The sequence below is a fragment of the Limnobaculum allomyrinae genome (assembly GCF_016649425.1).
In the GTDB taxonomy this organism is placed as follows: domain Bacteria; phylum Pseudomonadota; class Gammaproteobacteria; order Enterobacterales; family Enterobacteriaceae; genus Limnobaculum; species Limnobaculum allomyrinae.
Genome location: NZ_JADRCR010000001.1, coordinates 729,980 through 754,498, shown reverse-complemented (window position 1 = coordinate 754,498; position 24,519 = coordinate 729,980). Strand labels below are relative to the sequence as shown.

The following is a 24,519-nucleotide window of genomic DNA, read 5'->3' as shown; positions in this document are numbered from 1 at the left end:
CTGTTGCCGGTAAATTCATTTTTGCTTTAAGGAGGTCATCATGCTGAACAGAGAATTAGAAGGGTTGCTGAACGATGAGCTGAAAGTCAGGCAGTTCCGCGACTATGCCCCGAATGGATTACAGGTAGAAGGACGGGCTCAGGTTCAACGCATTGTGACTGGAGTGACTGCCTGTCAGGCATTGCTTGATGCTGCCGTCGAACTTAAAGCAGATACCATATTGGTTCACCATGGCTATTTTTGGAAAAACGACGAACCGGTGATCACTGGTATGATGCATAAGCGACTGAAGACTTTGCTGAATCATGATATTAACCTGTTTGGTTATCATCTTCCGTTGGATGGGCATCCGACACTGGGTAATAACGTATTGTTGGGTGAGGTATTGGGCTTTCATCATGCCAGTTCGTTAGATCCTCTGAGCCCGGATTGCTTAATCTGGCAATCCACGTTAGAGACTCCACTGACCGGTAGTGCACTGGCTGAAAGAATTGCTCATCGTTTAGGTCGTGAGCCCCTTCATTGTGGCGATCATGCTCCGGCTGAAATCCGTCGCGTAGCCTGGTGTACCGGTGGTGCTCAGGATTATATCAAACAGGCAGCAGAACACGGTTTTGATGCATTTATTACCGGTGAGGTTTCTGAACGCACTATCCATATCGCCAGAGAGATGGGCATTCATTTTTATGCGGCAGGTCATCACGCAACTGAACGTTATGGTATTAAAGCCCTTGGCGAGTGGCTGGCAGAACACCATAAGTTCGATGTGACCTTTATTGATATTGATAATCCGGTTTAATTAATATCGAGTATGACTTAATGATGCTCTGCACTATTTATGCAGGGCATCGTTGTTTTAAGGAGTTGATATGCCGGAAGGACCTGAAATTCGTAGGGCAGCAGACAAATTGGTGGATGCGGTTGAAGGTAAAGCCCTGACCTCCGCCTGGTTTGCTTTTCCTGAGTTAAAAGTATTTGAAAGGCAGTTAATCGGACAAACTGTTACTTCAATTGAGACCAGAGGCAAAGCGCTATTAACCCATTTTTCCTCTGGCCTGTGTATGTACAGCCATAATCAACTGTATGGCATCTGGAAAGTTGCGGAACCGGGCAAACGTCCTGAAACTAAACGTGACTTACGAGTAGCGTTAGAAACTGTGGATAAAGCTATTTTGCTCTACAGCGCTTCAGACATTGAGTTGGCGCCACTTGAGATTATCCTTCAGCATCCGTTTTTACAACGCATTGGCCCTGATGTCTTAGATATGACATTAACTGAAGCGGATATTTGTACTCGTCTGTTGGATAAAGCATTTCGTCGCAGACAACTGGGAGGCATGTTACTGGATCAGGCCTTTCTTGCCGGATTAGGTAATTATCTGCGAGCCGAGATTCTGTGGGCTGCGGAGTTACTTCCTCACCATAAACCCGAATCACTCACTGAGTTACAACTGGATAAGCTGGCGCACGCTTTGATTTCTATTCCTCGGCTTTCTTATCAGACGCGAGGAGAGGTGAACCCTAATCATCATCATGGAGCGCTGTTTGAGTTTCATGTGTTTGCCAGAGAAGGTCAAGTATGCGAAAGATGCGGGGCAGTGATTCAGAAGACTGCGCTGTCGTCGAGGCCGTTTTATTATTGTGGTGGGTGTCAGGAGTAATTGGGTTATACCCGTAGAGTAATTGTTTGGGAGAGGTGTAACCCAGAGTTGTGGTGTAGTGGAACCTGATGGGGTATTGAGAACGTTTCGTCCGCAAATCGTGCTGTGTTTTGCTCGGCTATCGTGCGGCGGGAGTGCAGAGGGCATTAGGGCGAATGCCCTCTGCACTCCCGCGCCTTCGCACACGAATCCAGGTCGCCTGGCGGCGACTTCCCTCCGCCTTCACTCGGGCTTACGCACCGGCGCAGAGCCGCTCCAGACGTCGCTGCGCCTCGCCGAACATCCATGTTCGGCGTGCTACCCTCATTCAGTTGTCGGCTGAATTCCAGTGCTCTTAAAGGTCGAAAGATTAAGGTCAAAAAATTGTTTAGTATTCAGGGCGTTGCCCTGAGTCTTTTTTGTCTTTAGATCTTTTAATTGAAGCTAATTGGAGGGAGAGGGTGCCGTGGGGGTCGACTTGGCGTAAGCCAACGAAGTGCCCGTAGGCAGCCTAGGCCCGACGCACTCTGTAGCTGAGTACAGATGGTCTTCCGGCCGAGCACAAAGATAATATGGGCTCCATCGCTATTACGGCCGGAATATTCTCAGAACCAGAGTGTGCAAATGTGCCCACTAATCCTGAGCCAGTGGTCTTTCGATCAAAACAGCATAACCCCAAACAAAAACCCCAGAGCATTACCCTGGGGTTTCCAATCCAACTAAAAAGACTTAAAAAACGTTACGATTTATCCTGACGCTTAGGGATCTGAGAATGAAACTCTCTCTCAGTATAACCGTTATATAGCTGACGCGGACGGGCAATACGGATACCGTCGGTGTACATTTCATTCCAATGGGCAATCCAACCGATAGTACGAGCAATAGCAAAGATCACGGTAAACATAGTCGTTGGGATACCGATGGCTTTCAGGATAATACCTGAATAGAAATCGACGTTTGGATACAGTTTCTTCTCAATAAAGTACGGATCGTTCAGAGCGATATGCTCCAGCTCCATCGCGATATCTAACAGCTCATCGCTAAGGTTCAGCTCTTTCAGTACTTCATGGCAGCTTTCACGCATAACAGTAGCGCGTGGATCGTGGTTTTTATACACACGGTGTCCAAAGCCCATCAGACGGAAAGGGTCATCTTTATTTTTTGCTTTCTCAATAAACTCAGGAATACGATCAACGCTGCCGATCTCTTCTAACATCTTCAGACAGGCTTCGTTAGCACCGCCATGAGCGGGGCCCCACAGAGAAGCAATACCCGCAGCAATACAGGCGAATGGGTTAGCGCCGGATGAACCAGCCGTTCTCACGGTTGACGTTGATGCGTTTTGTTCATGGTCTGCGTGCAGAATCAGAATACGATCCATAGCGCGCTCAATAACCGGATTCACCACATACTCTTCACATGGCGTCGCAAACATCATATGCAGGAAGTTACCGGCATAAGAAAGATCGTTACGTGGATAAATAAATGGCTGACCGACGGAGTACTTGTAACACATCGCCGCGACGGTTGGCATTTTGGATAACAGACGGAACGCCGTGATTTCACGGTGACGCTCATTATGTACATCCAATGAGTCATGATAGAAAGCAGCTAAAGCACCGGTTACCCCACAAAGTACCGCCATCGGGTGAGAGTCACGGCGGAAGCCCTGGAACAGGCGGGTAATTTGCTCGTGAATCATGGTGTGGCGTGTAACAATCTCTTTAAAGGTGGAAAACTGTTCTGGTGTTGGGGTTTCACCATACATCAGAATATAACAAACCTCTAAATAGGTTGAGTTTTTTGCCAACTGGGCAATAGGATAACCACGGTGTAACAGAACGCCTTCATTACCATCAATAAAGGTGATTTGCGATTCACAGGACGCGGTAGATAGGTAACCCGGATCATAGGTAAACAGTCCTTTTGAACCCAATGTTCTTACGTCTAAAACGTCTTCGCCCAGGGTACCTGATAATATGGGTAGCTCAATACTTCTGCCATCATCAAAGACTAACGTCGCTTTTTTTTCTACAGCCATGATTGTCTCCATAATTAATTCAGGTTAAGGGATTCTGGCAATTTATTAGCGGTGAAACCGTTGATTGCCTTTCCTATAAATAACTTGCTATTACATTTGCATAAATTTAGACCATCGTGAAGAGTAATTTTACTTTTTTTTTACAATTTAATGCTTCGTTAGCATTTATTTAACATATTAGATGATGCCTTTCACATAAACTTATTGTTTTTAATGGTTTTTTTATGATTGTGATCGTTGTCACTATTTGGGTAAATTGTTATCAATCTGTTTTTATTTGAATTGTATTTGTAAAATGAGGCTTCTATACTCATGGACACTTCCTGGACGGGATGTGCAACCTTTAGTCAGAAAAAGTAGGTTGTACCTCGTTAGTTGGATATCCGGTAAAGAGTGATTTTTTGAACATAATAATTGATATCACAAAGGGTTATGTTCAGAGAAATAATCTGTTTTAATAGGGGAACGCGGTTGTAATGAAGTGCTCAATTTCGTTTCAATACGCGCCAATTGTAAGCAGCAACAATCGTTTTATCAGTGCTGGATAAAAGCGGATCGAACAACTCTCTTTTAACAGTTCATTAAAATAAGCTTGTCAGCTTTTAGTAACAACGTGTTAGAGAAGAGAGTAGCGGGTTCATGTCGCAACACATACTGAAGCATGAAGCTTAAGAGGTCATAATGCAGAACGGCGCAATAAAGACTTGGTTAGACTCATCCTACCTTGCTGGTGCAAACCAGTCTTACATAGAGCAGCTCTACGAAGATTATCTGACGGATCCTGATTCTATCGATGAGAGCTGGAGAAAAATTTTCGATAAACTGCCTACTGATGTATTAAGCCCGGATCAATTCCATTCAACCACCCGTGATTATTTCCGTCGGTTAGCGAAAGATGCCAAACGTTACACGTCTAACGTTAGCGATCCGGAGAACGACGCTAAGCAAGTTAAAGTTCTACAGCTTATTAACGCCTTCCGCTTCCGCGGTCATCAGAATGCCAATCTTGACCCTATTAAATTACGTTATAAAGAGCCAGTGCTCGAGCTCGATCCTGCCTACCATAATTTAACCGAAGAAGATATGCAGGAAACCTTTAACGTTGGCTCTTTTGCCATCGGTAAAGAGACCATGAAGCTCAGTGACCTTTATCAGGCTCTGAAACAAACCTATTGTGATTCTATCGGTGCAGAGTACATGCACATTACCAACACAGAAGAAAAACGCTGGATCCAACAGCGTCTTGAGTCGGTAGTGGGTCGTGGTACTTATAGCAAAGAAGAAAAGAAATGCTTCCTGCAGGAACTGACAGCCGCAGAAGGGCTGGAACGTTATCTGGGGGCTAAATACCCGGGCGCCAAACGCTTCTCGCTGGAAGGTGGTGATGCGCTGATTCCAATGTTGAAAGAGATGGTGCGCCACGCCGCCAGAAATGATGCCAAAGAAGTGGTACTGGGCATGGCTCACCGTGGTCGTCTTAATGTGCTGATTAACCTGCTGGGTAAACGCCCGGGCGATTTGTTTGATGAGTTTGCCGGTATTCATAAAGAGCATCTTGGCACCGGTGACGTTAAGTACCATCAGGGTTTCTCATCTGATTTCGAAACTGATGGCAACCGTGTTCACCTGACGCTGGCATTTAACCCATCGCATCTGGAAATCGTTAGTCCGGTAGTTATTGGTTCTGTTCGTGCTCGTCGTGACCGACTGAATGCCACTGGCAGCAGTAATCAGGTTCTACCTATTACTATTCACGGTGATGCGGCCGTCATTGGACAGGGCATCGTTCAGGAAACGCTGAATATGTCTCAGGTTCGCGCTTATGAAGTAGGTGGAACCGTACGTATCGTTATTAACAACCAAATTGGTTTTACGACCTCATTCCCTCAGGATGTCCGTTCAACAGAATACTGTACCGACATCGCTAAAATGATTCAGGCACCGATTTTCCACGTCAATGCTGACGATCCGGAAGCGGTAGCGTTTGTGACTCGTTTGGCGCTGGATTATCGCAATACCTTTAAACGCGATGTGATGATCGATTTACTGTGTTATCGCCGTCATGGTCATAACGAAGCGGATGAGCCAAGTGCAACCCAGCCAATGATGTACACTAAAATCAGAAAGCAGCCTACACCACGTAAAGTGTATGCCGATCGACTGATTGAGAATAATGTGGTTACCTCTGAAGAAGTTACCGAGATGGTGAACCTGTATCGTGATGCGTTGGATCGCGGTGAATGTGTCGTTGAGGAATGGCGTCCACTGAGCACCCATTCAATGACCTGGGCACCTTACCTGAATCACGAGTGGGACGAAGAGTATGCCAATACCGTTGAAGTGAAACGCTTGCAGGATCTGGCTCGCCGTATCAGTCAGGTTCCTGAAAGTGTTGAGCTGCATCCCCGGGTTGCTAAAATTTATGAAGATCGCGCCCTGATGGCAGAAGGTGAGAAGCCATTTGACTGGGGTGCTGCAGAAAATCTGGCTTATGCAACACTGGTTGATGAGAGTACACCGGTGCGTATTTCCGGTGAAGACTCTGGTCGTGGCACCTTCTTCCATCGTCACGCGGTAGTACATAACCAAAAAGATGGTTCCTACTATATTCCGTTGGCCAATATTCATAATGGTCAAAGCGAATTCCAGGTATGGGACTCAGTACTAAGTGAGGCGGGTGTTCTGGCGTTTGAATATGGTTATGCCAGTGCCGATCCTCGCACGCTGACTATTTGGGAAGCACAGTTTGGCGACTTCGCCAACGGTGCTCAAGTGGTTATCGACCAGTTCATTAGCTCCGGCGAGCAGAAGTGGGGGCGTATGTGTGGTCTGGTGATGCTGTTGCCTCATGGTTATGAAGGTCAGGGGCCTGAACACTCGTCAGCACGTCTGGAGCGTTACCTGCAACTCTGTGCTGAACAGAATATTCAGGTTTGTATTCCTTCCACGCCGGCTCAGGTTTATCACATGTTACGCCGTCAGGCACTGCGCGGTATGCGTCGTCCGTTGGTGGTCATGTCGCCGAAGTCATTGCTGCGTCATCCATTGGCGATCTCTTCGCTGGATGAGCTGGCAAATGGTTCATTCCAACCGGCTATTGGTGAAATAGATAATCTGAATCCGAAGCAGGTAAAACGCGTGGTAATGTGTTCCGGTAAGGTTTATTTCGACCTGCTGGAGCAGCGCCGGGCGAGCGGAAAAAGCGATGTGGCGATTATCCGTATCGAGCAGTTGTATCCATTCCCTCATCAAGCCATGCAAAATGCTTTACAGGATTACGCCCACGTCAAAGATTTTATCTGGTGTCAGGAAGAACCTTTAAATCAGGGAGCCTGGTACTGTAGTCAGCATAATATCCGTGAAGTGATCCCTGAAGGTGCAACGCTGAAGTATGCCGGACGCCCTGCATCCGCTTCTCCGGCAGTAGGTTATATGTCCGTGCACCAGGAACAGCAAAAGAAACTGGTTGAAGACGCGCTTAACGTAAAATGAATAAGGATAAATAATGAGTAACATAGACATTCTCGTTCCAGACCTTCCTGAATCCGTTGCGGATGCCACTGTTGCGACGTGGCACAAAAAACCAGGCGACAGCGTTGAGCGTGATGAAGTACTGGTTGAGATTGAAACAGATAAAGTAGTGCTGGAAGTTCCTGCTCTGGAATCCGGTGTGCTTGATGCCATCGTAGAAGAAGAGGGTGCAACCGTCACCTCTCGTCAGCTACTGGGACGTTTACGTCCGGGTGATATTACTGGTCAACAAGTTACCGCTACACCTCAGTCGACAGAAGCGACGCCTGCTCAGCGCCAGACTGCCAGTCTGGAAGAGGGCAGCAACGATGCTCTGAGCCCGGCAGTTCGTCGTCTGATTGCTGAACATGGTCTGGATGCTAATGCCATTAAAGGTTCTGGTGTTGGTGGTCGTATCAGCCGTGAAGATGTCACTCAACACATTGCTCAACAGAAAACCAGCCCGGCTAAACCAGCTGCTAGTGCTGAAGCTAAAAAAGCGGACAGCAGTGCCTTATCGCATCGCAGTGAAAAACGCGTACCAATGACCCGCTTACGTAAGCGTATCGCGGAACGTTTGCTGGAAGCGAAAAACAATACCGCTATGTTGACGACCTTCAACGAAGTGAACATGAAACCCATCATGGATCTGCGTAAGCAGTACGGTGATGATTTTGAAAAACGCCACGGTGTGCGTTTAGGTTTTATGTCCTTCTACCTGAAAGCGGTGGTTGAAGCACTGAAGCGTTTCCCTGAAGTTAATGCCTCGATTGACGGTGAAGATGTGGTGTATCACAACTACTTCGACGTCAGTATTGCGGTATCAACACCGCGTGGTTTGGTCACGCCGGTACTGCGTGATGTTGATTCCCTCAGCATGGCTGATATTGAGAAAAGTATTAAGGATCTCGCGGTTAAAGGCCGTGATGGTAAGTTGACCGTAGAGGACTTAACCGGAGGTAATTTCACTATTACTAACGGTGGTGTTTTCGGGTCATTAATGTCTACACCAATTATAAACCCACCTCAGAGTGCTATTTTAGGTATGCACGCTATCAAAGATCGCCCAATGGCGGTTAATGGTCAGGTTGTGATTTTACCAATGATGTATTTAGCGCTCTCTTATGACCACCGTCTGATTGATGGTCGTGAGTCGGTGAGTTTCCTGGTGGCAATCAAAGATATGCTGGAAGATCCTACTCGTCTGCTGTTAGACGTTTAGGTCTTATACCGGTTTAAGCGTTAGTCGACACATATGTAGCCACGGGATCTGTGGCTACATAGCAACACTAAGTTAAGGACGATAGGTACCTATTCTCTGAAGTGTAATGAGAGTACATATCAGAATGAGTGTGTTTTCGAACTTAGTATTCGCTCAGCAAGCGGTATCTTTAGTGTCGAGAGGCGCAGTTCTTTAATCCCTACAATAATGGATAGAACATCATGAACCTACATGAGTATCAGGCAAAACAGCTTTTTGCTCGGTATCGCTTACCGGTACCAACAGGCTATGCCTGTAGCACGGCACAGGAAACGGTCGAAGCAGCAGAAAAGATCGGTCAGGGGCCTTGGGTAGTTAAGTGTCAAGTACATACCGGCGGTCGTGGTAAATCCGGTGGTGTAAAGCTGGCGAAGACTAAAGACGAAGTTCGTGAGTTTGCCGATCGTTGGTTAGGCCAACGTCTGGCAACTTATCAGACTGATGCAGCGGGCTTACCGGTTAATCAGATTTTGGTTGAAACGGCTACTGATATCGATCGTGAGCTTTATTTAGGTGCGGTGATTGACCGCAGTTCTCGTCGCGTAGTTTTCATGGCTTCAACAGAAGGTGGTGTTGAAATCGAGAAAGTTGCGGAAGAGACACCACATCTGATCCATAAAATGGTGCTGGACCCATTAACAGGGCCAATGCCTTATCAGGGCAGAGAACTGGCGTTTAAATTGGGCTTAACAGGTAAACAGGTCAATCAATTTACCAATATTTTTGTTGGTTTAGGGAATCTGTTCCTGCAATGTGACCTGTCTCTGGTGGAGATTAACCCACTGGTGGTTACCGGTTCCGGCGAGCTAATCTGTCTGGATGGTAAGTTGGATGTAGATAGCAATGCGCTATATCGCCAGCAAGAACTGCGCGATATGCGCGATCCAAGCCAGGAAGATGAGCGTGAAGCACATGCAGCGGAGTGGGAGTTAAACTACGTTGCTCTGGACGGTAATATAGGCTGCATGGTTAATGGTGCTGGTCTGGCGATGGGCACCATGGATATTGTTAAGCTTCACGGAGGCGAACCGGCTAACTTCCTTGATGTGGGCGGTGGTGCAACCAAAGAGCGCGTTAGCGAAGCATTTAAAATCATTCTGTCCGATGAAAAGGTAAAAGCGGTATTCGTTAATATCTTTGGCGGTATTGTTCGCTGTGACCTGATTGCTGACGGTATTATCAGCGCGGTTGAAGACGTTGGCGTTAACGTACCAGTGGTTGTTCGTCTGGAAGGTAATAATGCTGAACTGGGTGTTAAAAAACTCAGCGCCAGTGGCCTGAATATTATTGGTGCAGCCAGCCTGACCGATGCCGCTCAGCGTGTGGTCAGTGTAGCAGCCGGGGAGGTTAGATAATGTCCATTCTGATAGATAAAGATACTAAAGTCATTTGTCAGGGTTTTACCGGCAGTCAGGGTACATTCCATTCTGAACAAGCGCTGGAATATGGTACTAAACTGGTTGGCGGTGTGACCCCGGGTAAGGGCGGTACCACCCATTTAGGTTTACCCGTATTTAATACCGTGCGTGAAGCGGTTGAAGCTACAGGCGCTACTGCATCAGTTATCTATGTACCGGCGCCATTCTGCAAAGATTCTATCCTTGAAGCCGCGGATGCGGGGATTAAGTTGATCATTTGTATTACCGAAGGTATTCCGGTTCTGGATATGTTGACGGTAAAAGTGAAAGTTGATCAATTGGGCGTACGTATGATTGGCCCTAACTGTCCGGGTGTCATTACCCCGGGGGCCTGTAAGATTGGTATCATGCCGGGTCATATTCATAAACCAGGTAATGTGGGGATTGTCTCCCGTTCTGGTACATTGACTTATGAAGCGGTGAAGCAAACTACCGATGCCGGATTTGGTCAGTCAAGCTGCGTAGGTATTGGTGGCGATCCGATTCCGGGGTCTAACTTTATTGATATTCTGAAGCTGTTTGAGCAAGACCCACAAACCGAAGCCATTGTCATGATTGGTGAGATTGGTGGTTCAGCGGAAGAGGAAGCGGCTCACTATATTAAACACCATGTTACCAAACCCGTTATTGGCTATATCGCAGGCGTAACTGCACCTAAGGGTAAGCGTATGGGGCATGCTGGCGCTATCATCGCAGGTGGTAAAGGTACTGCTGATGAGAAGTTCGCTGCGTTGGAGGCTGCCGGCGTTCGTACAGTACGTAGCCTGGCGGACATTGGTGATGCGGTTAAAGCTTCGCTGGGAGCTCATGCTGCAAAAAAGATCTCAGCTGAAGTGAATTGATAATAAAAGTCACTTCATGACTAGTTTGTAAAAAAGCCGCTTATGCGGCTTTTTTGTTGTTTGTTATTCAATATTTTTTAGTAATCGTGTTGGTTTTACTATAAAAATCAATAATTATTACTTCAATTATATTATTTATTATAATCATTTGTTGAAGTTATATTGTTGTTTATAATAATATTTGTATATAAACATCCATAATCTGAGAGGTGAAACTCATTTTTGTGGACAATATCATTTTTTGCAACTTTTATCAGAGTCCATGATAGGGATTGTTATGAGTAAGTTATTAAAGCAGAAGTTAGCCGCTCTATTTATTACCGCCTATCGGCTCACTGGCTTTCGGGTTAAAAAATATCAACAGCCCTCTGATATCTCTGATTTAAAGAATATCGCTATTTTCTCTACTACAGCGTTAGGGGATTTTCTTCTCAATACGCCAGCAATTGCCGCTATTCGAAAAAGATACCCTGATGCCAATATCACAATGGTTGTTCATCAGCGAAATGCCATGCTAGTTGAAGGCAGTGATATGTTCAGCAATATCCTCTATTGGGACGGTAAGCTGAATGGTGTACTGAAACTCGTTAAAGCCTTAAGACGGCATCATCTTGACGCCGTGTTTCTGCTGCACTCCAGGGCACCTTATGACATCATTTCAGCAACACTGGCAAATTCAGACATTATCATTAAGGATGTGTATTACAACGACTATTTAGGCCTGCCTACTTTTTATCTCAACCCATATTTATCGGTGCCTGGCCATAAACGGATTGATGATGTGCACCTTATCCATAAAAAAGCAGAATTATTGCAGAGTATTGGAATCATCCTTCCTTCAGTGGAAATGATGATCCCGATTGAATTTCTTCCTGAGAAAAAGCATAGAAAGACAGTTGGCATTCATCCTGGTGCCTCTTCAGAAGAACGATGCTGGCCGATTGAATCATTTGCTATTGTTGCCACACAAATTATGATTAATTTTCCCGATATTGATATCGAACTTCTCGGTGGGCCGGGCGAGATTGAACGCAATAATCAACTGATACAATTATTACTTCCCTTTAGCCAGCGAGTGACAAACTCCGCCGGAAAAACAAATTTGAAGCAACTGGTTGAAAAAATAGCGTCTCTTCAATGTTTGATTGTTGGTGATACCGGGCCTTTACACGTGGCTATTGCAGTTAAGACACCCACGGTTGTTATGTTCCGGGGCACAAAGCATGCCGCAGGTACCAGGCCATTACAGGATTTGGCTCAACATAAAGTATTGATTACTGAAGAAGGATCAGGATTATCATCAATTAAGCCGGATGATGTTCTGAAAGGCGTTTATGAAATAATATCAACTCATTAGTTTTTTGTTTCAGTATCGCAGGATGTAAAACCACCGTCTTAATATCTCTGTTGTAATTTTGCTTTAAATAAGAAGAATTGCAGCAGTTTCTTTGTACTCTACTATTCTTTTTCTATCAGTACTTCATTTTCATCCAATAGAGTCGCTTATTAATATGAACGCTATTTTTTAATAAATAGTGTTTATTGTTTCTTTATTGTTTCTTGTTGTGTGTTTATGTTAATTAATTGTAGCGATTAAGCCATTTTATTTAGTATATATCGCCAAAATAGTAATTAAATGGAATTGAAAAATATTAAATCTATGGTGTAATTAGCGAAAATTGTTCTACATCAATTTTTATGCATGTGTGTTACATATCGATTTTGATTTGAGTTCACAATTCTGATTTTATTGTGAAATACCTATTTATTGTAAGGGATTAGAAGCGTAGTATTTAACGTGTGTTATAGGGTTGTTTAAGTTAATAGGTGTTTATGTTCAACAGGGCAGCGTGGATAGATAGTTAAGCGCTGTATGACTATTAGAATAGTTGATGAAACAAATATTGCTTACAGATTGATGTAAATTGATTTTTTAAGGCATTCACCTCTGGTGAGTAATGGGTGTAAGACAACAGGTACAGCATTAGTTTGGGTTGTTACCGTTTGTCTTCCTGAGGAGCAAGGAGTCAAGATGTTTGATATCGTCGAACTATCACGATTACAGTTTGCCCTGACGGCAATGTACCACTTCCTGTTTGTCCCACTAACGCTGGGTATGGCGTTTTTGTTGGCAGTCATGGAATCGGTATATGTGCTGACAGGTAAGCAAATATATAAAGATATGACCAGATTCTGGGGCAAGTTATTTGGTATTAACTTTGCACTGGGTGTGGCCACGGGTTTAACCATGGAGTTCCAGTTTGGTACAAACTGGTCTTACTATTCTCATTATGTAGGGGATATCTTCGGTGCGCCTCTGGCGATCGAAGGTCTGATGGCGTTCTTCCTGGAGTCAACGTTAGTCGGTTTGTTCTTCTTCGGTTGGGATCGTTTAAGTAAGGTTCAACACTTAGCAGTAACCTGGTTTGTTGCTTTAGGTTCTAACCTTTCTGCACTGTGGATTCTTGTGGCAAACGGCTGGATGCAAAATCCAGTTGCATCAGAATTTAACTTTGAAACCATGCGTATGGAAATGCTCAGCTTTTCGGAGCTGGTATTAAACCCTGTTGCGCAGGTTAAATTCGTTCATACCGTCTCTGCTGGTTATGTAACCGGTTCGATGTTTATTCTTGGCATTAGCGCATTCTACTTACTGAAGAAACGCGATCTGCCATTCGCCAAGCGTTCATTTGCTATCGCTGCCTGTTTTGGTCTGGCTTCAACCCTGTCAGTTATTCTGTTAGGTGATGAGTCTGGTCATGAACTCGGTGATGTACAGCGCGTGAAGCTGGCAGCTATTGAAGCTGAATGGGAAACACAGCCTGCTCCGGCAGCATTCAACATCATTAGTCTTCCTGATCAAAAAGAGATGAAGAACCATTACGCTCTTGAAATCCCTTATGCTTTAGGGATTATCGCCACGCGTTCTTTAGATCAACAAATCACCGGTCTGAAAGATCTGATGACAGAAAACGAGTTACGTATTCGTAATGGTGTTACTGCTTATCAGATGCTGGAAAAACTGCGTGCAGGGGATAAAGACCCAGCGGTACGCGCTGCCTTTGACCAGACCAAGAAAGATCTGGGATATGGCATCTTGCTGCATACACAAGCTAAAGATATCAACAACGCAACAGAAGCTGAAATTAAAGCTGCTGCTGCCAGCACTATTCCAGAAGTGGCTCCGCTTTACTTCTCATTCCGTATCATGGTTGCCTGTGGATTCCTGATGCTGCTGATAATCGGTATTGCGGTATATCAGGTTGCACGTAACCGTATCGGTGAGAAACCATGGCTACTTCGTTTAGCACTGTACGGTATTCCATTACCGTGGATTGCTTGTGAAGCCGGCTGGTTCGTTGCTGAGTATGGTCGTCAACCATGGGCGATTGCTGATGTCCTGCCAATTGCGGCGGCAACATCACACCTGACTACGGGTGATCTGTGGTTCTCAATCATTCTGATTTGCGGACTGTACACACTGTTCCTCATTGCGGAAATGTACTTAATGTTCAAATATGCGCGTCTGGGCCCAAGCAGCCTGAAAACAGGGCGTTATCACTTTGAACAAAGCAGTGCCGCATTAGCGCAAGAAACACGGTAAACAGGAGTCCAGACATGTTAGATTACGATACATTACGATTTATCTGGTGGCTGTTGGTTGGCGTGTTACTGGTAGGTTTCGCCATTACCGATGGTTTTGATATGGGCGTCGGTATCCTTGTTCCTATTATCGGTAAGACCAATACTGAACGTCGTATTATGATTAACAGTATTGCCCCTCACTGGGATGGTAACCAGGTATGGCTGATCACTGCTGGTGGTGCGCTGTTTGCTGCATGGCCACAGGCTTATGCCGCTGCATTCTCCGGTTTCTATATTGCGATGATTCTGGTTCTGGCGGCATTATTCTTCCGTCCGGTTGGTTTCGACTATCGCGGTAAAGTTGAAGATCAGCGCTGGCGTAACCTGTGGGATGGCGGCATCTTCTTTGGTAGCTTTGTGCCAGCATTGGTGTTTGGTGTGGCGTTTGGTAACCTGTTACAAGGTGTACCTTTCAACATCGACAGCATGTCCCACTTAACTTACACCGGTAACTTCTTCCAGCTGTTGAATCCGTTTGCACTGGTTGCTGGCGTGGTTAGCCTGATGATGTTAGTGACTCAGGGCGCAGCATGGCTACAAATGAAGACCACTGCTGAACTGCGTTTACGTGCTCGTGCCGCAACGCAAATTGGTGCTTTAGTGGTACTGATTGCTTTTGCAGCAGCAGGTGCCTGGGTGGTTTATGGTATCGATGGTTATGTTGTAACCTCGGCACTGGATTATACCGCTCCATCTGACCCGCTGAATAAGCAAGTTGCTGTTCAGGCAGGCGCATGGCTGATTAACTATAACAACTATCCGATTCTGTGGGCTGTGCCTGCATTAGGTGTGGTGTTACCGTTACTGACCATCATCAGCTCTCGTTGTAACAGCGGCGGTATGGCATTCCTGTTCTCATCACTGACCATTGCTTGTGTTATCTTTACGGCGGGGATCACCATGTTCCCATTCATCATGCCGTCAAACATTAACCCAAGTGTTAGTCTGACGATGTGGGATGCAACTTCAAGTCACCTGACTCTGACAGTAATGACCTTTGTTGCGCTGATTTTCGTACCAATCGTACTGATTTATACGATTTGGAGTTACGTGAAAATGTTCGGTCGTCTCGATAAGAAACACATCGAAGACAACCACGCTTCACTGTATTGATATCAACAAGGAGCAAAACAATGTGGTATTTTGCCTGGAGTCTCGGTACGTTGCTTGCCTGTGCATGTGGTATCATCGGTGCAGTATGGTATGAAACCAACAACGGGAATAAAGACGAATAATAATGGGTACTGTGTTTAATAAACTGTACGCTATTATGGATAAGGGCCCGTTTCGGGCCCTTTCTTTAATCTTAGCGTTTTCACTGGCGTTCTGCGTTTTCTGGGATCCTGCCCGATTCGCAGCTAAAACCAGTTCTATTGAAATATGGCAAAGTTTTCTGATTATGTGGGCCATATGCACCGGAATTATCCACGGGGTAGGGTTCCGCCCGCGGAGAATTCGCTGGAAAGCCTTTTTTACACCGCTTCCTGCAATTGCGATCTTGATCGCAGGCTTAGCTTACTTTTTGTCATAAGCTCATTTTCACATAGCAAAAATAATGGTCAGTTTTCCTAACTGAGAATTATTTTTGCTCTCATCTGCTGCTTTCCATTCCCAAGTGGTTTGCTCTTGCGTATAGTATCAGTCGGTTAGTTATAGAGTCAGACTGGATATATTTGTGAGTAACTTGCTGTTCAAATGGCCCGTTCGGGTCTATTTTGAAGACACTGACGCCGGCGGTGTAGTTTATCATGCCCGTTATGTGGCCTTTTATGAAAGAGCGCGCACTGAGATGCTGCGCCAATACAATTATAATCAGCAACAATTGCTGAGTGAGCATGTCGCTTTCGCTGTTCGTCGTATGGCCGTTGAGTATATTTTTCCTGCTCGTCTTGATGACATGCTGGAAATTGAAACTGAAGTGGTAGCTATTGGCGGCGCATCCCTTACGTTTGCACAACGCATCTTTGACCAACATGGTAAACTTTTAAGCCAGGCAGATGTGTTAGTAGCATGTATTGATTCACACTTGATGAAGCCAATGAAGCTTTCCAAGTCTATTGTCGCGGAGTTGAAGAAGTGACTGACATGAATATCATGAGCCTGTTTCTTGAGGCTAGTTTACTCGTAAAATTTGTAATGCTGATCCTGGTTGGGTTCTCGATTGCATCCTGGGCCATTATTATCCAACGTACCCGTATTTTAAGTACGGCAAGACGTGAAGCGGAAGCTTTTGAGGATAAATTCTGGTCTGGTATTGATTTGTCGCGTTTGTATCAGGAAAGCAACTCCCGCCGCGATGAGCTGGGTGGTTCCGAACAAATTTTCTATTCAGGTTTTAAAGAGTTCGCTCGCCTGCACCGCGCTAACAATCATGCGCCGGAAGCAGCCATTGAAGGGGCAACCAGAGCAATGCGCCTTTCTCTGAATCGTGAGCTTGAGAACCTGGAAAACCATATTCCATTCCTTGGTGTGGTCGGGTCTATCAGTCCGTATATCGGTCTGTTTGGTACCGTATGGGGGATTATGCACTCCTTTATCGCACTGGGCGCAGTAAAACAGGCTACCTTGCAGATGGTTGCGCCGGGTATTGCTGAAGCATTGATCGCTACCGCAATTGGTTTATTTGCTGCGATCCCTGCCGTAATGGCACACAACCGCCTTAGCTTGCGGGTATTTAAGCTCGAGCAGAATTATGACAACTTTATGGAAGAGTTCACCACAATTCTCCATCGTCAGGCGTTCTCAACAGAGACTAAATAAGCAAGGGGGCTAGCGTGGCGTATAAACGTACATCTCGGCGCAGTAGCACGGGTAAAACAGCTGAAATTAACATCGTTCCGCTATTGGACGTATTATTAGTGTTGTTGTTGATTTTTATGGCAACTGCACCAATTATTACCCAAAGCGTAGAGGTTGATTTACCGGATGCTTCCGATTCCAAAGCAGTTTCTACGGATAATAAACCTCCGGTTATTGTCGAAGTATCTGGAGTAGGGCAGTATGCGTTAGTTGTGGATAAAGAGCGCATTGAGCAGATCCCCGAGCAACAGGTGATTGCGGAAGCTCAGGCACGGTTAAAGGAAGATCCAAAAACAGTATTTTTAATCGGTGGCGCTAAAGAAGTTCCCTATGATGAAGTTATTAAAGCGTTAAATATGCTTCATCGTGCAGGTGTAACCTCTGTTGGGTTGATGACTCAACCGATATAATGGTTGAGTTTAGCTTAGTTAAGTCAGCGGTCTTGTCAGTTCATTTGTTTTTTGGAAGCAGCGAGTGGTAAAGGCAACAGAGCACGAAGATAAACTAAACCGTTCAGTAATGGTTTCGATAATTTTGCATATCCTGGTGATTGGCTTATTGGCGATCGGCGCGTTTATGCAAAAAGATATCCTGACCGGCGGGGGCGGTGGTGGCTCAGTTATTGATGCTGTGATGGTCGATCCTAACGCTATGGCTCAACAGTATGAACGCCAACAGCAACAAAAATCAGATGCCAAGCGGGCAGAAAAACTCAGACAGCAGGAAGTTGACCGTCAGGCTGAAGAGCAGCGTCAACAACAGGCCGCTGAGCAACAACGTCTGAAGCAGTTAGAAAAAGATCGTCTGGCTGCTCAGGAAGCAGCAAAAAAACAGGCGGAACAACAGCAACAGGCCGAGCAGGCAGCGAAGAAAGCGCAGGAAGCACAAAAGCAAGCTGAGGCTCAGGCTGCTCAGGCTAAGGCTGAAGCCGAAGCTCAACAAAAAGCCACGGCAGCCGCTGCAGAAGCACGAAAGAAAGCGGAAGCCGATGCTAAAAAAGCTGCTGATGACGCTAAAAAGCAAACCGAAGCATTAGCTAAGCAGAAAGCGGCAGAAGATGCCAAACAGAAGGCTGCTGCGGATGCTAAGCAAAAAGCCGCAGATGATGCCAAGAAAGCAGCGGATGCGAAAAAAGCCGCAGCGGATGCCAAAAAGGCTGCCGCAGAAGTCGATGATATTTTTGGCGGATTGGCTTCTGATAAAAATGCACCATCAGCTAATGGTGCTTCGGGTGGCGGTACTAAAGCAGGAGCCACGGGGCCTGAGGTTGATGCTTATATGTCGCAGATTCAATCTGCAATTATGCGAAATTTTTATGATGCGCAATTGTACAGAGGTAAAACCTGTACGCTGCGAATCAAGTTAGCACCAGATGGAACCTTGTTTAGTGTTCAGGCAGAAGGTGGGGATCCGGCGCTTTGTCAGGTTGCATTAGTGGCAGCAAGGCAGGCGAAGATACCGAAACCCCCATCAACTGCCGTGTATGAAAAGTTTAAAAACGCCCCAATCGATTTTAAACCACAGTAACTGGAAGATAGATAAAGAGAAATTACGTTTTAGACTTGATTTCTGATTGGTTATAGCCAATATTTGAACGGTTTAAACGTTGTCACTTTGTTACAAACGAGCAATTTATCAAGGCCATTCGGCCGGGATAAGGGAGAGAACATGAAGCATGCATTTCGACTAGCCATGGGTTTGCTGATTTTGTGGGCATCTGTGCTACACGCTGAAGTCAGAATCGTTATTACTCAGGGCGTGGATTCAGCCAGACCAATTGGTGTTGTGCCATTTAAGTGGACTGGTACTGGCGCTGCGCCAGAAAATATCGCTGATATTATTGCTTCTGATTTAAGAAACAGCGGCAAATTTAACCCATTGGCGGCTGAACGTAACCCACAATCACCAACCACCGTTTCTGAAGTGACTCCGGCAGCATGGTCTGCTTTAGGGATCGATGCGGTAGTGGTTGGACAAATCCAGCCAAGTGCAGATGGTGGTTATCTGGTATCTTATCAATTAGTTGATACCTCAACGGCCAGCCCAACGGTTTTATCGCAAAACCAATATAAGATCACTAAACAATGGTTACGCTTTGCGGCTCATACCGCCAGTGATGAAACCTTTGAAAAATTGACCGGCATTAAAGGTGCATTCCGTACTCGTATTGCTTACGTGGTACGTAAAGCCGGTGGTCAATTCCCTCATGAACTGCGTGTATCCGACTATGATGGATTTAACCAGTCAGTGGTTCACCGTTCACCAGAGCCGTTGATGTCTCCGGCCTGGTCTCCGGACGGTAGCAAAATTGCCTATGTAACTTTTGAAAGTGGTCGCTCTGAATTAGTAGTTCAGACGTTATCTAACGGCGCAATTAAGCGCGTTGCCGCTTTCCCTCGTCACAACGGTGCTCCGGCGTTCTCTCCGGATGGTTCTAAACTGGCTTTTGCATTATCAAAAGATGGCAGTTTGAATCTGTATGTGATGAACTTAGCTTCAGGTCAAATTACTCAGGTGACTCGCAGTCGTAGCAACGACACCGAGCCATCCTGGTATCCGGATAACCAAACTCTGGCGTACACTTCTGACCAGGGTGGACATCCACAAATTTATAAAGTGAATATTAACGGCGGTGCGCCGGTTCGCGTTTCCTGGGAAGGTGCTCAAAATCAAGACACGGATGTATCACCAGACGGCAAGTTTATGGCGATGGTGAGTTCCGCGAATGGTCAACAGCACATCGCTAAACTGGATCTGGACACAGGAGCGGTGCAAGTATTGACCGAAACCTTCCTGGATGAAACGCCGAGTATCGCACCTAACGGAACCATGATTATCTATAGTGCCACTGAAGGGCCGGGTAGCGTGTTACGTTTAGTTTCGACCGATGGGCGTTTTAAAGCGCGTCTTCCGGCAACTGAAGGTCAGGTTAAATTTCCTGCCTGGTCGCCGTATCTGTGATGCATGATGTTAAAAATGTATGGCAATCTTATTTATTAAAGGATCGAGAAAAATGCAACTGAATAAAGTGCTGAAGGGGCTGATGTTTGCGTTACCTGTTATGGCTCTGGCTGCATGTAGCAGCAGTGGCTCTGACACTGATGGTAGCCAGTCAGGTATGGGTGCTAATGGCGGTTACGGTATGGGTGGCAACAGTTCATCTCTGGATGAGCAAGCGCGTCTGACTCTGCAACAGCTGCAAAGCAACAACATCGTTTACTTCGATTACGACAGCTACGATGTGCGTTCTGATTTCGCTCAAATGCTGGATGCTCATGCAGCATTCCTGCGTTCAAACCCGTCTTACAAAGTGACTATCGAAGGTCATGCGGATGAGCGTGGTACTCCGGAATACAACATCGCACTGGGCGAACGTCGTGCTAATGCGGTGAAGATGTATCTCCAGGGTAAAGGCGTATCTGGTGAGCAAATGGCTATCGTCTCTTATGGTAAAGAGAAACCTGCAGTATTAGGTCATGACGAAGCTGCTTATGCTAAAAACCGTCGCGCAGTACTTGTTTACTAAGAGAAACTCATGAACCGTAATTTCAGATATCGTTTATTAGGTCTGTCGTTACTGGTTGGCATAGCAGCCCCTGGGGCTGCTATTGCTGCGTCAGATGATGAGCGCCTCACTCAGCTGGAGCGTATATCTAACGCACATGGGCAATTGCTGACTCAATTGCAGCAGCAATTGTCCGATTCGCAGAGAGATATTGATAGTCTGCGTGGTCAGATCCAAACCAATCAGTATCAGTTAGAACAAATTGTCGAACGACAAAAGATTATTTTGCAGCAGATAGATGAACTGGGCAGCAAAGGGGCTTCATCTGCCGCGAGTACTTCCAATACATCATCTGCCAGCGCGGCTACCACCACCGGCACAGCAGCAAGTACCTCAACCGGTGCTGCCGCAGCAAGCAGTGGTAATGAAAAACAGGATTACGATAATGCGGTAACCCTGGCTCTGGAAAAGAAACAGTATGATGATGCTATCACTGCTTTTCAGAGTTTTGTAAAACAGTACCCAAACTCCAGCTATCAGCCAAATGCTAATTACTGGCTGGGACAACTGAATTACAACAAAGGCAAGAAAGATGATGCGTCATACTATTTTGCTACGGTAGTAAAAAATTATCCTAAATCCCCTAAAGCTTCTGAATCAATGCTGAAAGTAGGCATTATCATGCAGGAGAAAGGTGAGAAGGATAAGGCTAAAGCGGTGTATCAGCGTATTATCTCCCTGTATGCGAACAGCGCCAGCGCTAAACAAGCAGAGAAACGTTTAAGCGCTCTGTAAGCTTTTGGTTATTATAATCTGCCTGTATTTTTACCAGATTGGCTATTTTATGAGGTCAGATGGGTAAAGATCAGGCAGTTAGATGCCGAAAGGGAAAATTTTTGTTGCACAAATTCCAGAAGTGATTAATATAAGCCGCCGTTGCAGGGGATAACTGGATACAGCATCCGCATGTAACAGATAGCAAATTAGTAAAGATAGTAAAGCTTAGGGTCGTTAGCTCAGTCGGTAGAGCAGTTGACTTTTAATCAATTGGTCGCAGGTTCGAATCCTGCACGACCCACCATTACTAAGCTTTAGCACGATAGATAATCGTGAGGATGAAGAACCAAAGGTTCGAGTCGAACGCAGTGAGATAACGTTGCCAGCGGCAACGGCCCGAAGGGCAAGGCCAAAGGCCGAGTAATCCTGCACGACCACCATCTAAGCCATTTCATCTTGATTTATTTCGTTGTTATCACTTCAGAATATCAATAATGGGTCGTTAGCTCAGTCGGTAGAGCAGTTGACTTTTAATCAATTGGTCGCAGGTTCGAATCCTGCACGACCCACCATTATTGAACAAGCGCCTAAGGCGCTTTTTTTATGTCTGAAAATCGTGGGGATGAAGAACCCGGGGTTCGAGTCGAACGCAGTGAGACAACGTTGCCAGCGGCAACGGCCCGAAGGGCGAGGCCAAAGGCCGAGTGATCCTGCACGACCCACCATTATTGAATAAGCGCCTAAGGCGCTTTTTTTATGTCTGAAAATCGTGGGGATGAAGAACCCAGGGTTCGAGTCGAACGCAGTGAGACAACGTTGCCAGCGGCAACGGCCCGAAGGGCGAGGCCACAGGCCGAGTGATCCTGCACGACCCACCATTATTGAACAAGCGCCTAAGGCGCTTTTTTTATGTCTGAAAATCGTGGAAAGACATCATCTCTGTTAGTACTTCAATTTACACTTCGCGCCAATATGCAGCATATATAAGATTTCTGGGCTCTGAATGGCATCTGTCAGCGTTATTCTTTCTAAACAGATAAATTCCTTCATCCTGATCTTTTTAAACGCTCAAGGATGGCATAGAGGGGCAACTGTTCAACACAAGGTTTAAATCTTCCATTGATGGTTTGAATAAATGACTGTCTGATTCATTGACTAAAAGAAGTAAAGGCGCAGTTTGACCTGCGCCTTCATCTGCCAAAGCACCAATATCAAACTATTGGTTATCTAACTGAGGGCGAACCGCTCGTAACCCAGCCATAGTGATACGATAAGGTTGACTGTTAACTGATTTGATCAGTTTTTTACGTTTTAGCTTACCGAAAATATCCAGGGTGCAATCGCTAAGTAAATATCCTTCCCGGGAATAACATTCAACGGAAGTGACACGACCAGAGATATCGCGAATATAAGTGATACGTCCACCTTTAGCGAGGACGTGAAGTGTACGTTGTTCTTGACGGGAAATATTCATACTGGAAAAACCTGTTAATCATCATGAGCAAACCTGCAAACACAAGGTGTTCGCATCCTGTTTTAGCGCATTGATAATCAGCCCGACGTAAGGTCGCGGGTGTCTGATTATCTGATGATTACATTCTCCAGCATCAAGCCTCTGATTGAGTTGAAAGGTGTTTACGGCGGGCATAATAACACACATTTTTGGTGTGGAAAAATTTGCTGGCGGGAAGTTGTGAGCCAGATTACATGTTAATCCACCTGTTTTTGGAGCTTCAAGCGTCATTCAGGCAAGCAATTTTTAGTTTTTCAAACACATTGTCACTAAAAGAATGTCTATTTATGGTGCTTTAGTTTATTTGAGTCATTTTTAACTATACAAAACTACGTCATTATCAATTTTTGCCATGTAATTATCTTTAATAAATAATGTCCGTTTCTCCGGTTGTTTGAAGGCAGGGGATTGTTGTAGGCTGTAATATTGTTGTTTGATTAGACACCGGATGGGTAAAAATGAACTACCAAAATGATGATATAAGAATAAAAGAGATTAATGAGCTGTTACCTCCGGTTGCGTTACTGGAGAAGTTCCCTGCTACGGAGAAGGCTGCTTTAACGGTCGCGGCTTCCCGCGAAGCGATTCATAATATTCTGGCAGGTGAAGACGATCGCCTGCTGGTGGTAATTGGGCCTTGCTCTATTCATGATATTGATGCTGCCCTTGAGTATTCTCGCCGTCTGGCTGAAGTACGTAAACGCCTTGATAAAGATCTGGAAATTGTTATGCGGGTTTACTTTGAAAAGCCGCGTACAACAGTGGGTTGGAAAGGATTGATTAACGATCCTAATCTGGATAACAGCTACCAGATTAATGATGGTCTGCGTATTGCACGTAAGCTATTGCTGGATATCAATGACAGTGGCTTGCCAACCGCCGGCGAATTTCTGGATATGATTACTCCACAATATCTGGCGGATTTGATGAGTTGGGGTGCTATTGGTGCTCGTACTACTGAATCCCAGGTTCACCGTGAACTGGCATCCGGTTTATCCTGTCCGGTTGGTTTTAAAAATGGAACCGACGGAACGATTAAAGTTGCGATTGACGCAATCAATGCTGCCGGTGCGCCGCACTGTTTTCTGTCAGTAACCAAATATGGTCATTCCGCGATTGTGAATACCCGTGGAAATCATGATTGTCATATCATTTTGCGTGGTGGTAAAGCGCCAAATTACAGCCCAGAAGACGTGAAAAACGTCAAAGAGAGTCTGAATAAGGCCAAACTGCCGCTGAACGTCATGATCGACTTCAGCCATGCTAACAGTAGCAAACAGTATAAAAAGCAAATGGAAGTGTGCGAGAGCGTGTGCCAGCAAGTTGCCGGTGGTGATAATGCGATTACCGGCGTAATGGTTGAAAGCCATCTGGTGGAAGGGGCTCAGAGCCTGGAAAGCGGCGAACCGCTAATCTATGGTCAGAGCGTTACCGATGCCTGTATCGGCTGGGACGACACCGAACTGTTGCTGCAAAATCTGGCCTATGCGGTTCAGGCTCGTCGCGGTAAGTAATAGAAAGTGTGAAATATAATAAAACGGGAGAGCGTTGGCTCTCCCGTTTTATAT

General features: G+C 45.6%; 21 protein-coding genes, 2 tRNA genes and 3 other RNA genes. 24 read left to right on the top strand and 2 right to left on the bottom strand.

The features are described from left to right. The first annotated feature begins 40 nt into the window (after nt 1-40). Both I2494_RS03465 and nei read left to right on the top strand, forming a co-directional pair. A complete protein-coding gene (locus tag I2494_RS03465; RefSeq protein ID WP_218465414.1) occupies nt 41-799 on the top strand; it encodes a Nif3-like dinuclear metal center hexameric protein in 759 nt (252 codons plus the stop codon). Nucleotides 800-869: 70 nt separating this feature from the next. Beyond that, a complete protein-coding gene (nei, locus tag I2494_RS03460; protein ID WP_218465415.1) occupies nt 870-1,661 on the top strand; it encodes an endonuclease VIII in 792 nt (263 codons plus the stop codon). A 718-nt stretch (nt 1,662-2,379) separates the two neighbouring features. On the opposite strand, the gene I2494_RS03455 is transcribed toward nei, so the two are convergent. Beyond that, entirely contained in the window at nt 2,380-3,681 is a 1,302-nt protein-coding gene (locus tag I2494_RS03455) for a citrate synthase (protein WP_218465416.1), read from the bottom strand. A gap of 681 nt (nt 3,682-4,362) precedes the next feature. On the opposite strand from I2494_RS03455, the gene sucA reads away from it, so the two are divergent. The 21 genes from sucA (at nt 4,363) to I2494_RS03350 (ending at nt 22,316) form a co-directional block, all read left to right on the top strand. Then, nucleotides 4,363-7,173: a 2-oxoglutarate dehydrogenase E1 component gene (gene sucA, locus I2494_RS03450; protein ID WP_218465417.1), complete on the top strand. Its 2,811-nt coding sequence runs from the start codon at nt 4,363-4,365 to the stop codon at nt 7,171-7,173. A 13-nt stretch (nt 7,174-7,186) separates the two neighbouring features. Further along, entirely contained in the window at nt 7,187-8,413 is a 1,227-nt protein-coding gene (gene odhB / locus I2494_RS03445) for a 2-oxoglutarate dehydrogenase complex dihydrolipoyllysine-residue succinyltransferase (RefSeq protein ID WP_218465418.1), read from the top strand. Nucleotides 8,414-8,634: 221 nt separating this feature from the next. Then, a complete protein-coding gene (sucC, locus tag I2494_RS03440) occupies nt 8,635-9,807 on the top strand; it encodes an ADP-forming succinate--CoA ligase subunit beta (protein WP_218465419.1) in 1,173 nt (390 codons plus the stop codon). Beyond that, nucleotides 9,807-10,712, top strand: a complete 906-nt coding sequence (gene sucD / locus I2494_RS03435) for a succinate--CoA ligase subunit alpha (protein ID WP_218465420.1) — start codon at nt 9,807-9,809, stop codon at nt 10,710-10,712. Before sucC ends, sucD begins: the two co-directional genes overlap by 1 nt. A gap of 181 nt (nt 10,713-10,893) precedes the next feature. Then, a complete protein-coding gene (locus tag I2494_RS03430; RefSeq protein WP_228350822.1) occupies nt 10,894-12,069 on the top strand; it encodes a glycosyltransferase family 9 protein in 1,176 nt (391 codons plus the stop codon). Nucleotides 12,070-12,744: 675 nt separating this feature from the next. Beyond that, on the top strand, nt 12,745-14,316 hold the full coding sequence (gene cydA / locus I2494_RS03425; RefSeq protein ID WP_218465421.1) for a cytochrome ubiquinol oxidase subunit I: 1,572 nt from the start codon (nt 12,745-12,747) through the stop codon (nt 14,314-14,316). Between the two features lie 14 nt (nt 14,317-14,330). After that, nucleotides 14,331-15,470 carry a cytochrome d ubiquinol oxidase subunit II gene (gene cydB / locus I2494_RS03420; protein WP_130591769.1) on the top strand — a complete coding sequence of 380 codons (1,140 nt, stop codon included), beginning with the start codon at nt 14,331-14,333 and terminating at the stop codon, nt 15,468-15,470. A 20-nt stretch (nt 15,471-15,490) separates the two neighbouring features. Continuing rightward, a complete protein-coding gene (gene cydX, locus I2494_RS03415; RefSeq protein ID WP_130591768.1) occupies nt 15,491-15,592 on the top strand; it encodes a cytochrome bd-I oxidase subunit CydX in 102 nt (33 codons plus the stop codon). 2 nt (nt 15,593-15,594) lie between these two features. Continuing rightward, nucleotides 15,595-15,888 (top strand): cyd operon protein YbgE, encoded by a 294-nt coding sequence (ybgE, locus tag I2494_RS03410; RefSeq protein ID WP_218465422.1) that lies wholly within the window; start codon nt 15,595-15,597, stop codon nt 15,886-15,888. 144 nt (nt 15,889-16,032) lie between these two features. After that, the gene (ybgC, locus tag I2494_RS03405; protein WP_218465423.1) at nt 16,033-16,437 is read left to right on the top strand and encodes a tol-pal system-associated acyl-CoA thioesterase; all 405 of its coding nucleotides are present in this window, start codon (nt 16,033-16,035) and stop codon (nt 16,435-16,437) included. Beyond that, the gene (gene tolQ / locus I2494_RS03400) at nt 16,434-17,117 is read left to right on the top strand and encodes a Tol-Pal system protein TolQ (protein ID WP_218465424.1); all 684 of its coding nucleotides are present in this window, start codon (nt 16,434-16,436) and stop codon (nt 17,115-17,117) included. Before ybgC ends, tolQ begins: the two co-directional genes overlap by 4 nt. 14 nt (nt 17,118-17,131) lie before the next feature. Then, nucleotides 17,132-17,566: a colicin uptake protein TolR gene (gene tolR, locus I2494_RS03395; RefSeq protein ID WP_140918032.1), complete on the top strand. Its 435-nt coding sequence runs from the start codon at nt 17,132-17,134 to the stop codon at nt 17,564-17,566. A gap of 64 nt (nt 17,567-17,630) precedes the next feature. Next, nucleotides 17,631-18,683 carry a cell envelope integrity protein TolA gene (tolA, locus tag I2494_RS03390; protein ID WP_218465425.1) on the top strand — a complete coding sequence of 351 codons (1,053 nt, stop codon included), beginning with the start codon at nt 17,631-17,633 and terminating at the stop codon, nt 18,681-18,683. A 141-nt stretch (nt 18,684-18,824) separates the two neighbouring features. Next, complete coding sequence (tolB, locus tag I2494_RS03385; RefSeq protein ID WP_218465426.1) at nt 18,825-20,117, top strand: Tol-Pal system beta propeller repeat protein TolB; 1,293 nt, start codon at nt 18,825-18,827, stop codon at nt 20,115-20,117. A gap of 52 nt (nt 20,118-20,169) precedes the next feature. Continuing rightward, complete coding sequence (gene pal, locus I2494_RS03380) at nt 20,170-20,682, top strand: peptidoglycan-associated lipoprotein Pal (protein ID WP_130591761.1); 513 nt, start codon at nt 20,170-20,172, stop codon at nt 20,680-20,682. A 9-nt stretch (nt 20,683-20,691) separates the two neighbouring features. Beyond that, the gene (cpoB, locus tag I2494_RS03375; protein ID WP_218465427.1) at nt 20,692-21,456 is read left to right on the top strand and encodes a cell division protein CpoB; all 765 of its coding nucleotides are present in this window, start codon (nt 20,692-20,694) and stop codon (nt 21,454-21,456) included. 210 nt (nt 21,457-21,666) lie between these two features. Beyond that, a tRNA-Lys gene (locus I2494_RS03370) sits at nt 21,667-21,742 on the top strand. A 14-nt stretch (nt 21,743-21,756) separates the two neighbouring features. Next, nucleotides 21,757-21,878: non-coding RNA, RtT sRNA (locus I2494_RS03365), on the top strand. A gap of 56 nt (nt 21,879-21,934) precedes the next feature. Then, a tRNA-Lys gene (locus tag I2494_RS03360) sits at nt 21,935-22,010 on the top strand. Between the two features lie 30 nt (nt 22,011-22,040). After that, nucleotides 22,041-22,163, top strand: a non-coding RNA gene (locus tag I2494_RS03355) — RtT sRNA. A gap of 30 nt (nt 22,164-22,193) precedes the next feature. Next, nucleotides 22,194-22,316: non-coding RNA, RtT sRNA (locus tag I2494_RS03350), on the top strand. Nucleotides 22,317-22,654: 338 nt separating this feature from the next. Here I2494_RS03350 and I2494_RS03345 read toward each other — a convergent pair. Then, nucleotides 22,655-22,912, bottom strand: a complete 258-nt coding sequence (locus I2494_RS03345; protein WP_218465428.1) for a YjhX family toxin — start codon at nt 22,910-22,912, stop codon at nt 22,655-22,657. A gap of 497 nt (nt 22,913-23,409) precedes the next feature. Between I2494_RS03345 and aroG the strand changes: the two genes are divergently transcribed. Further along, entirely contained in the window at nt 23,410-24,465 is a 1,056-nt protein-coding gene (aroG, locus tag I2494_RS03340) for a 3-deoxy-7-phosphoheptulonate synthase AroG (protein ID WP_218465429.1), read from the top strand. Nucleotides 24,466-24,519: the final 54 nt, after the last annotated feature.

Coding starts and splice junctions, on each gene's coding strand:
- I2494_RS03465 (WP_218465414.1), top strand. CDS start 41: ATGCTGAACAGAGAATTAGAAGGGTTGCTGAACGATGAGCTGAAAGTC.
- nei (WP_218465415.1), top strand. CDS start 870: ATGCCGGAAGGACCTGAAATTCGTAGGGCAGCAGACAAATTGGTGGAT.
- I2494_RS03455 (WP_218465416.1), bottom strand. CDS start 3,681: ATGGCTGTAGAAAAAAAAGCGACGTTAGTCTTTGATGATGGCAGAAGT.
- sucA (WP_218465417.1), top strand. CDS start 4,363: ATGCAGAACGGCGCAATAAAGACTTGGTTAGACTCATCCTACCTTGCT.
- odhB (WP_218465418.1), top strand. CDS start 7,187: ATGAGTAACATAGACATTCTCGTTCCAGACCTTCCTGAATCCGTTGCG.
- sucC (WP_218465419.1), top strand. CDS start 8,635: ATGAACCTACATGAGTATCAGGCAAAACAGCTTTTTGCTCGGTATCGC.
- sucD (WP_218465420.1), top strand. CDS start 9,807: ATGTCCATTCTGATAGATAAAGATACTAAAGTCATTTGTCAGGGTTTT.
- cydA (WP_218465421.1), top strand. CDS start 12,745: ATGTTTGATATCGTCGAACTATCACGATTACAGTTTGCCCTGACGGCA.
- cydB (WP_130591769.1), top strand. CDS start 14,331: ATGTTAGATTACGATACATTACGATTTATCTGGTGGCTGTTGGTTGGC.
- cydX (WP_130591768.1), top strand. CDS start 15,491: ATGTGGTATTTTGCCTGGAGTCTCGGTACGTTGCTTGCCTGTGCATGT.
- ybgE (WP_218465422.1), top strand. CDS start 15,595: ATGGGTACTGTGTTTAATAAACTGTACGCTATTATGGATAAGGGCCCG.
- tolB (WP_218465426.1), top strand. CDS start 18,825: ATGAAGCATGCATTTCGACTAGCCATGGGTTTGCTGATTTTGTGGGCA.
- pal (WP_130591761.1), top strand. CDS start 20,170: ATGCAACTGAATAAAGTGCTGAAGGGGCTGATGTTTGCGTTACCTGTT.
- cpoB (WP_218465427.1), top strand. CDS start 20,692: ATGAACCGTAATTTCAGATATCGTTTATTAGGTCTGTCGTTACTGGTT.
- I2494_RS03345 (WP_218465428.1), bottom strand. CDS start 22,912: ATGAATATTTCCCGTCAAGAACAACGTACACTTCACGTCCTCGCTAAA.
- aroG (WP_218465429.1), top strand. CDS start 23,410: ATGAACTACCAAAATGATGATATAAGAATAAAAGAGATTAATGAGCTG.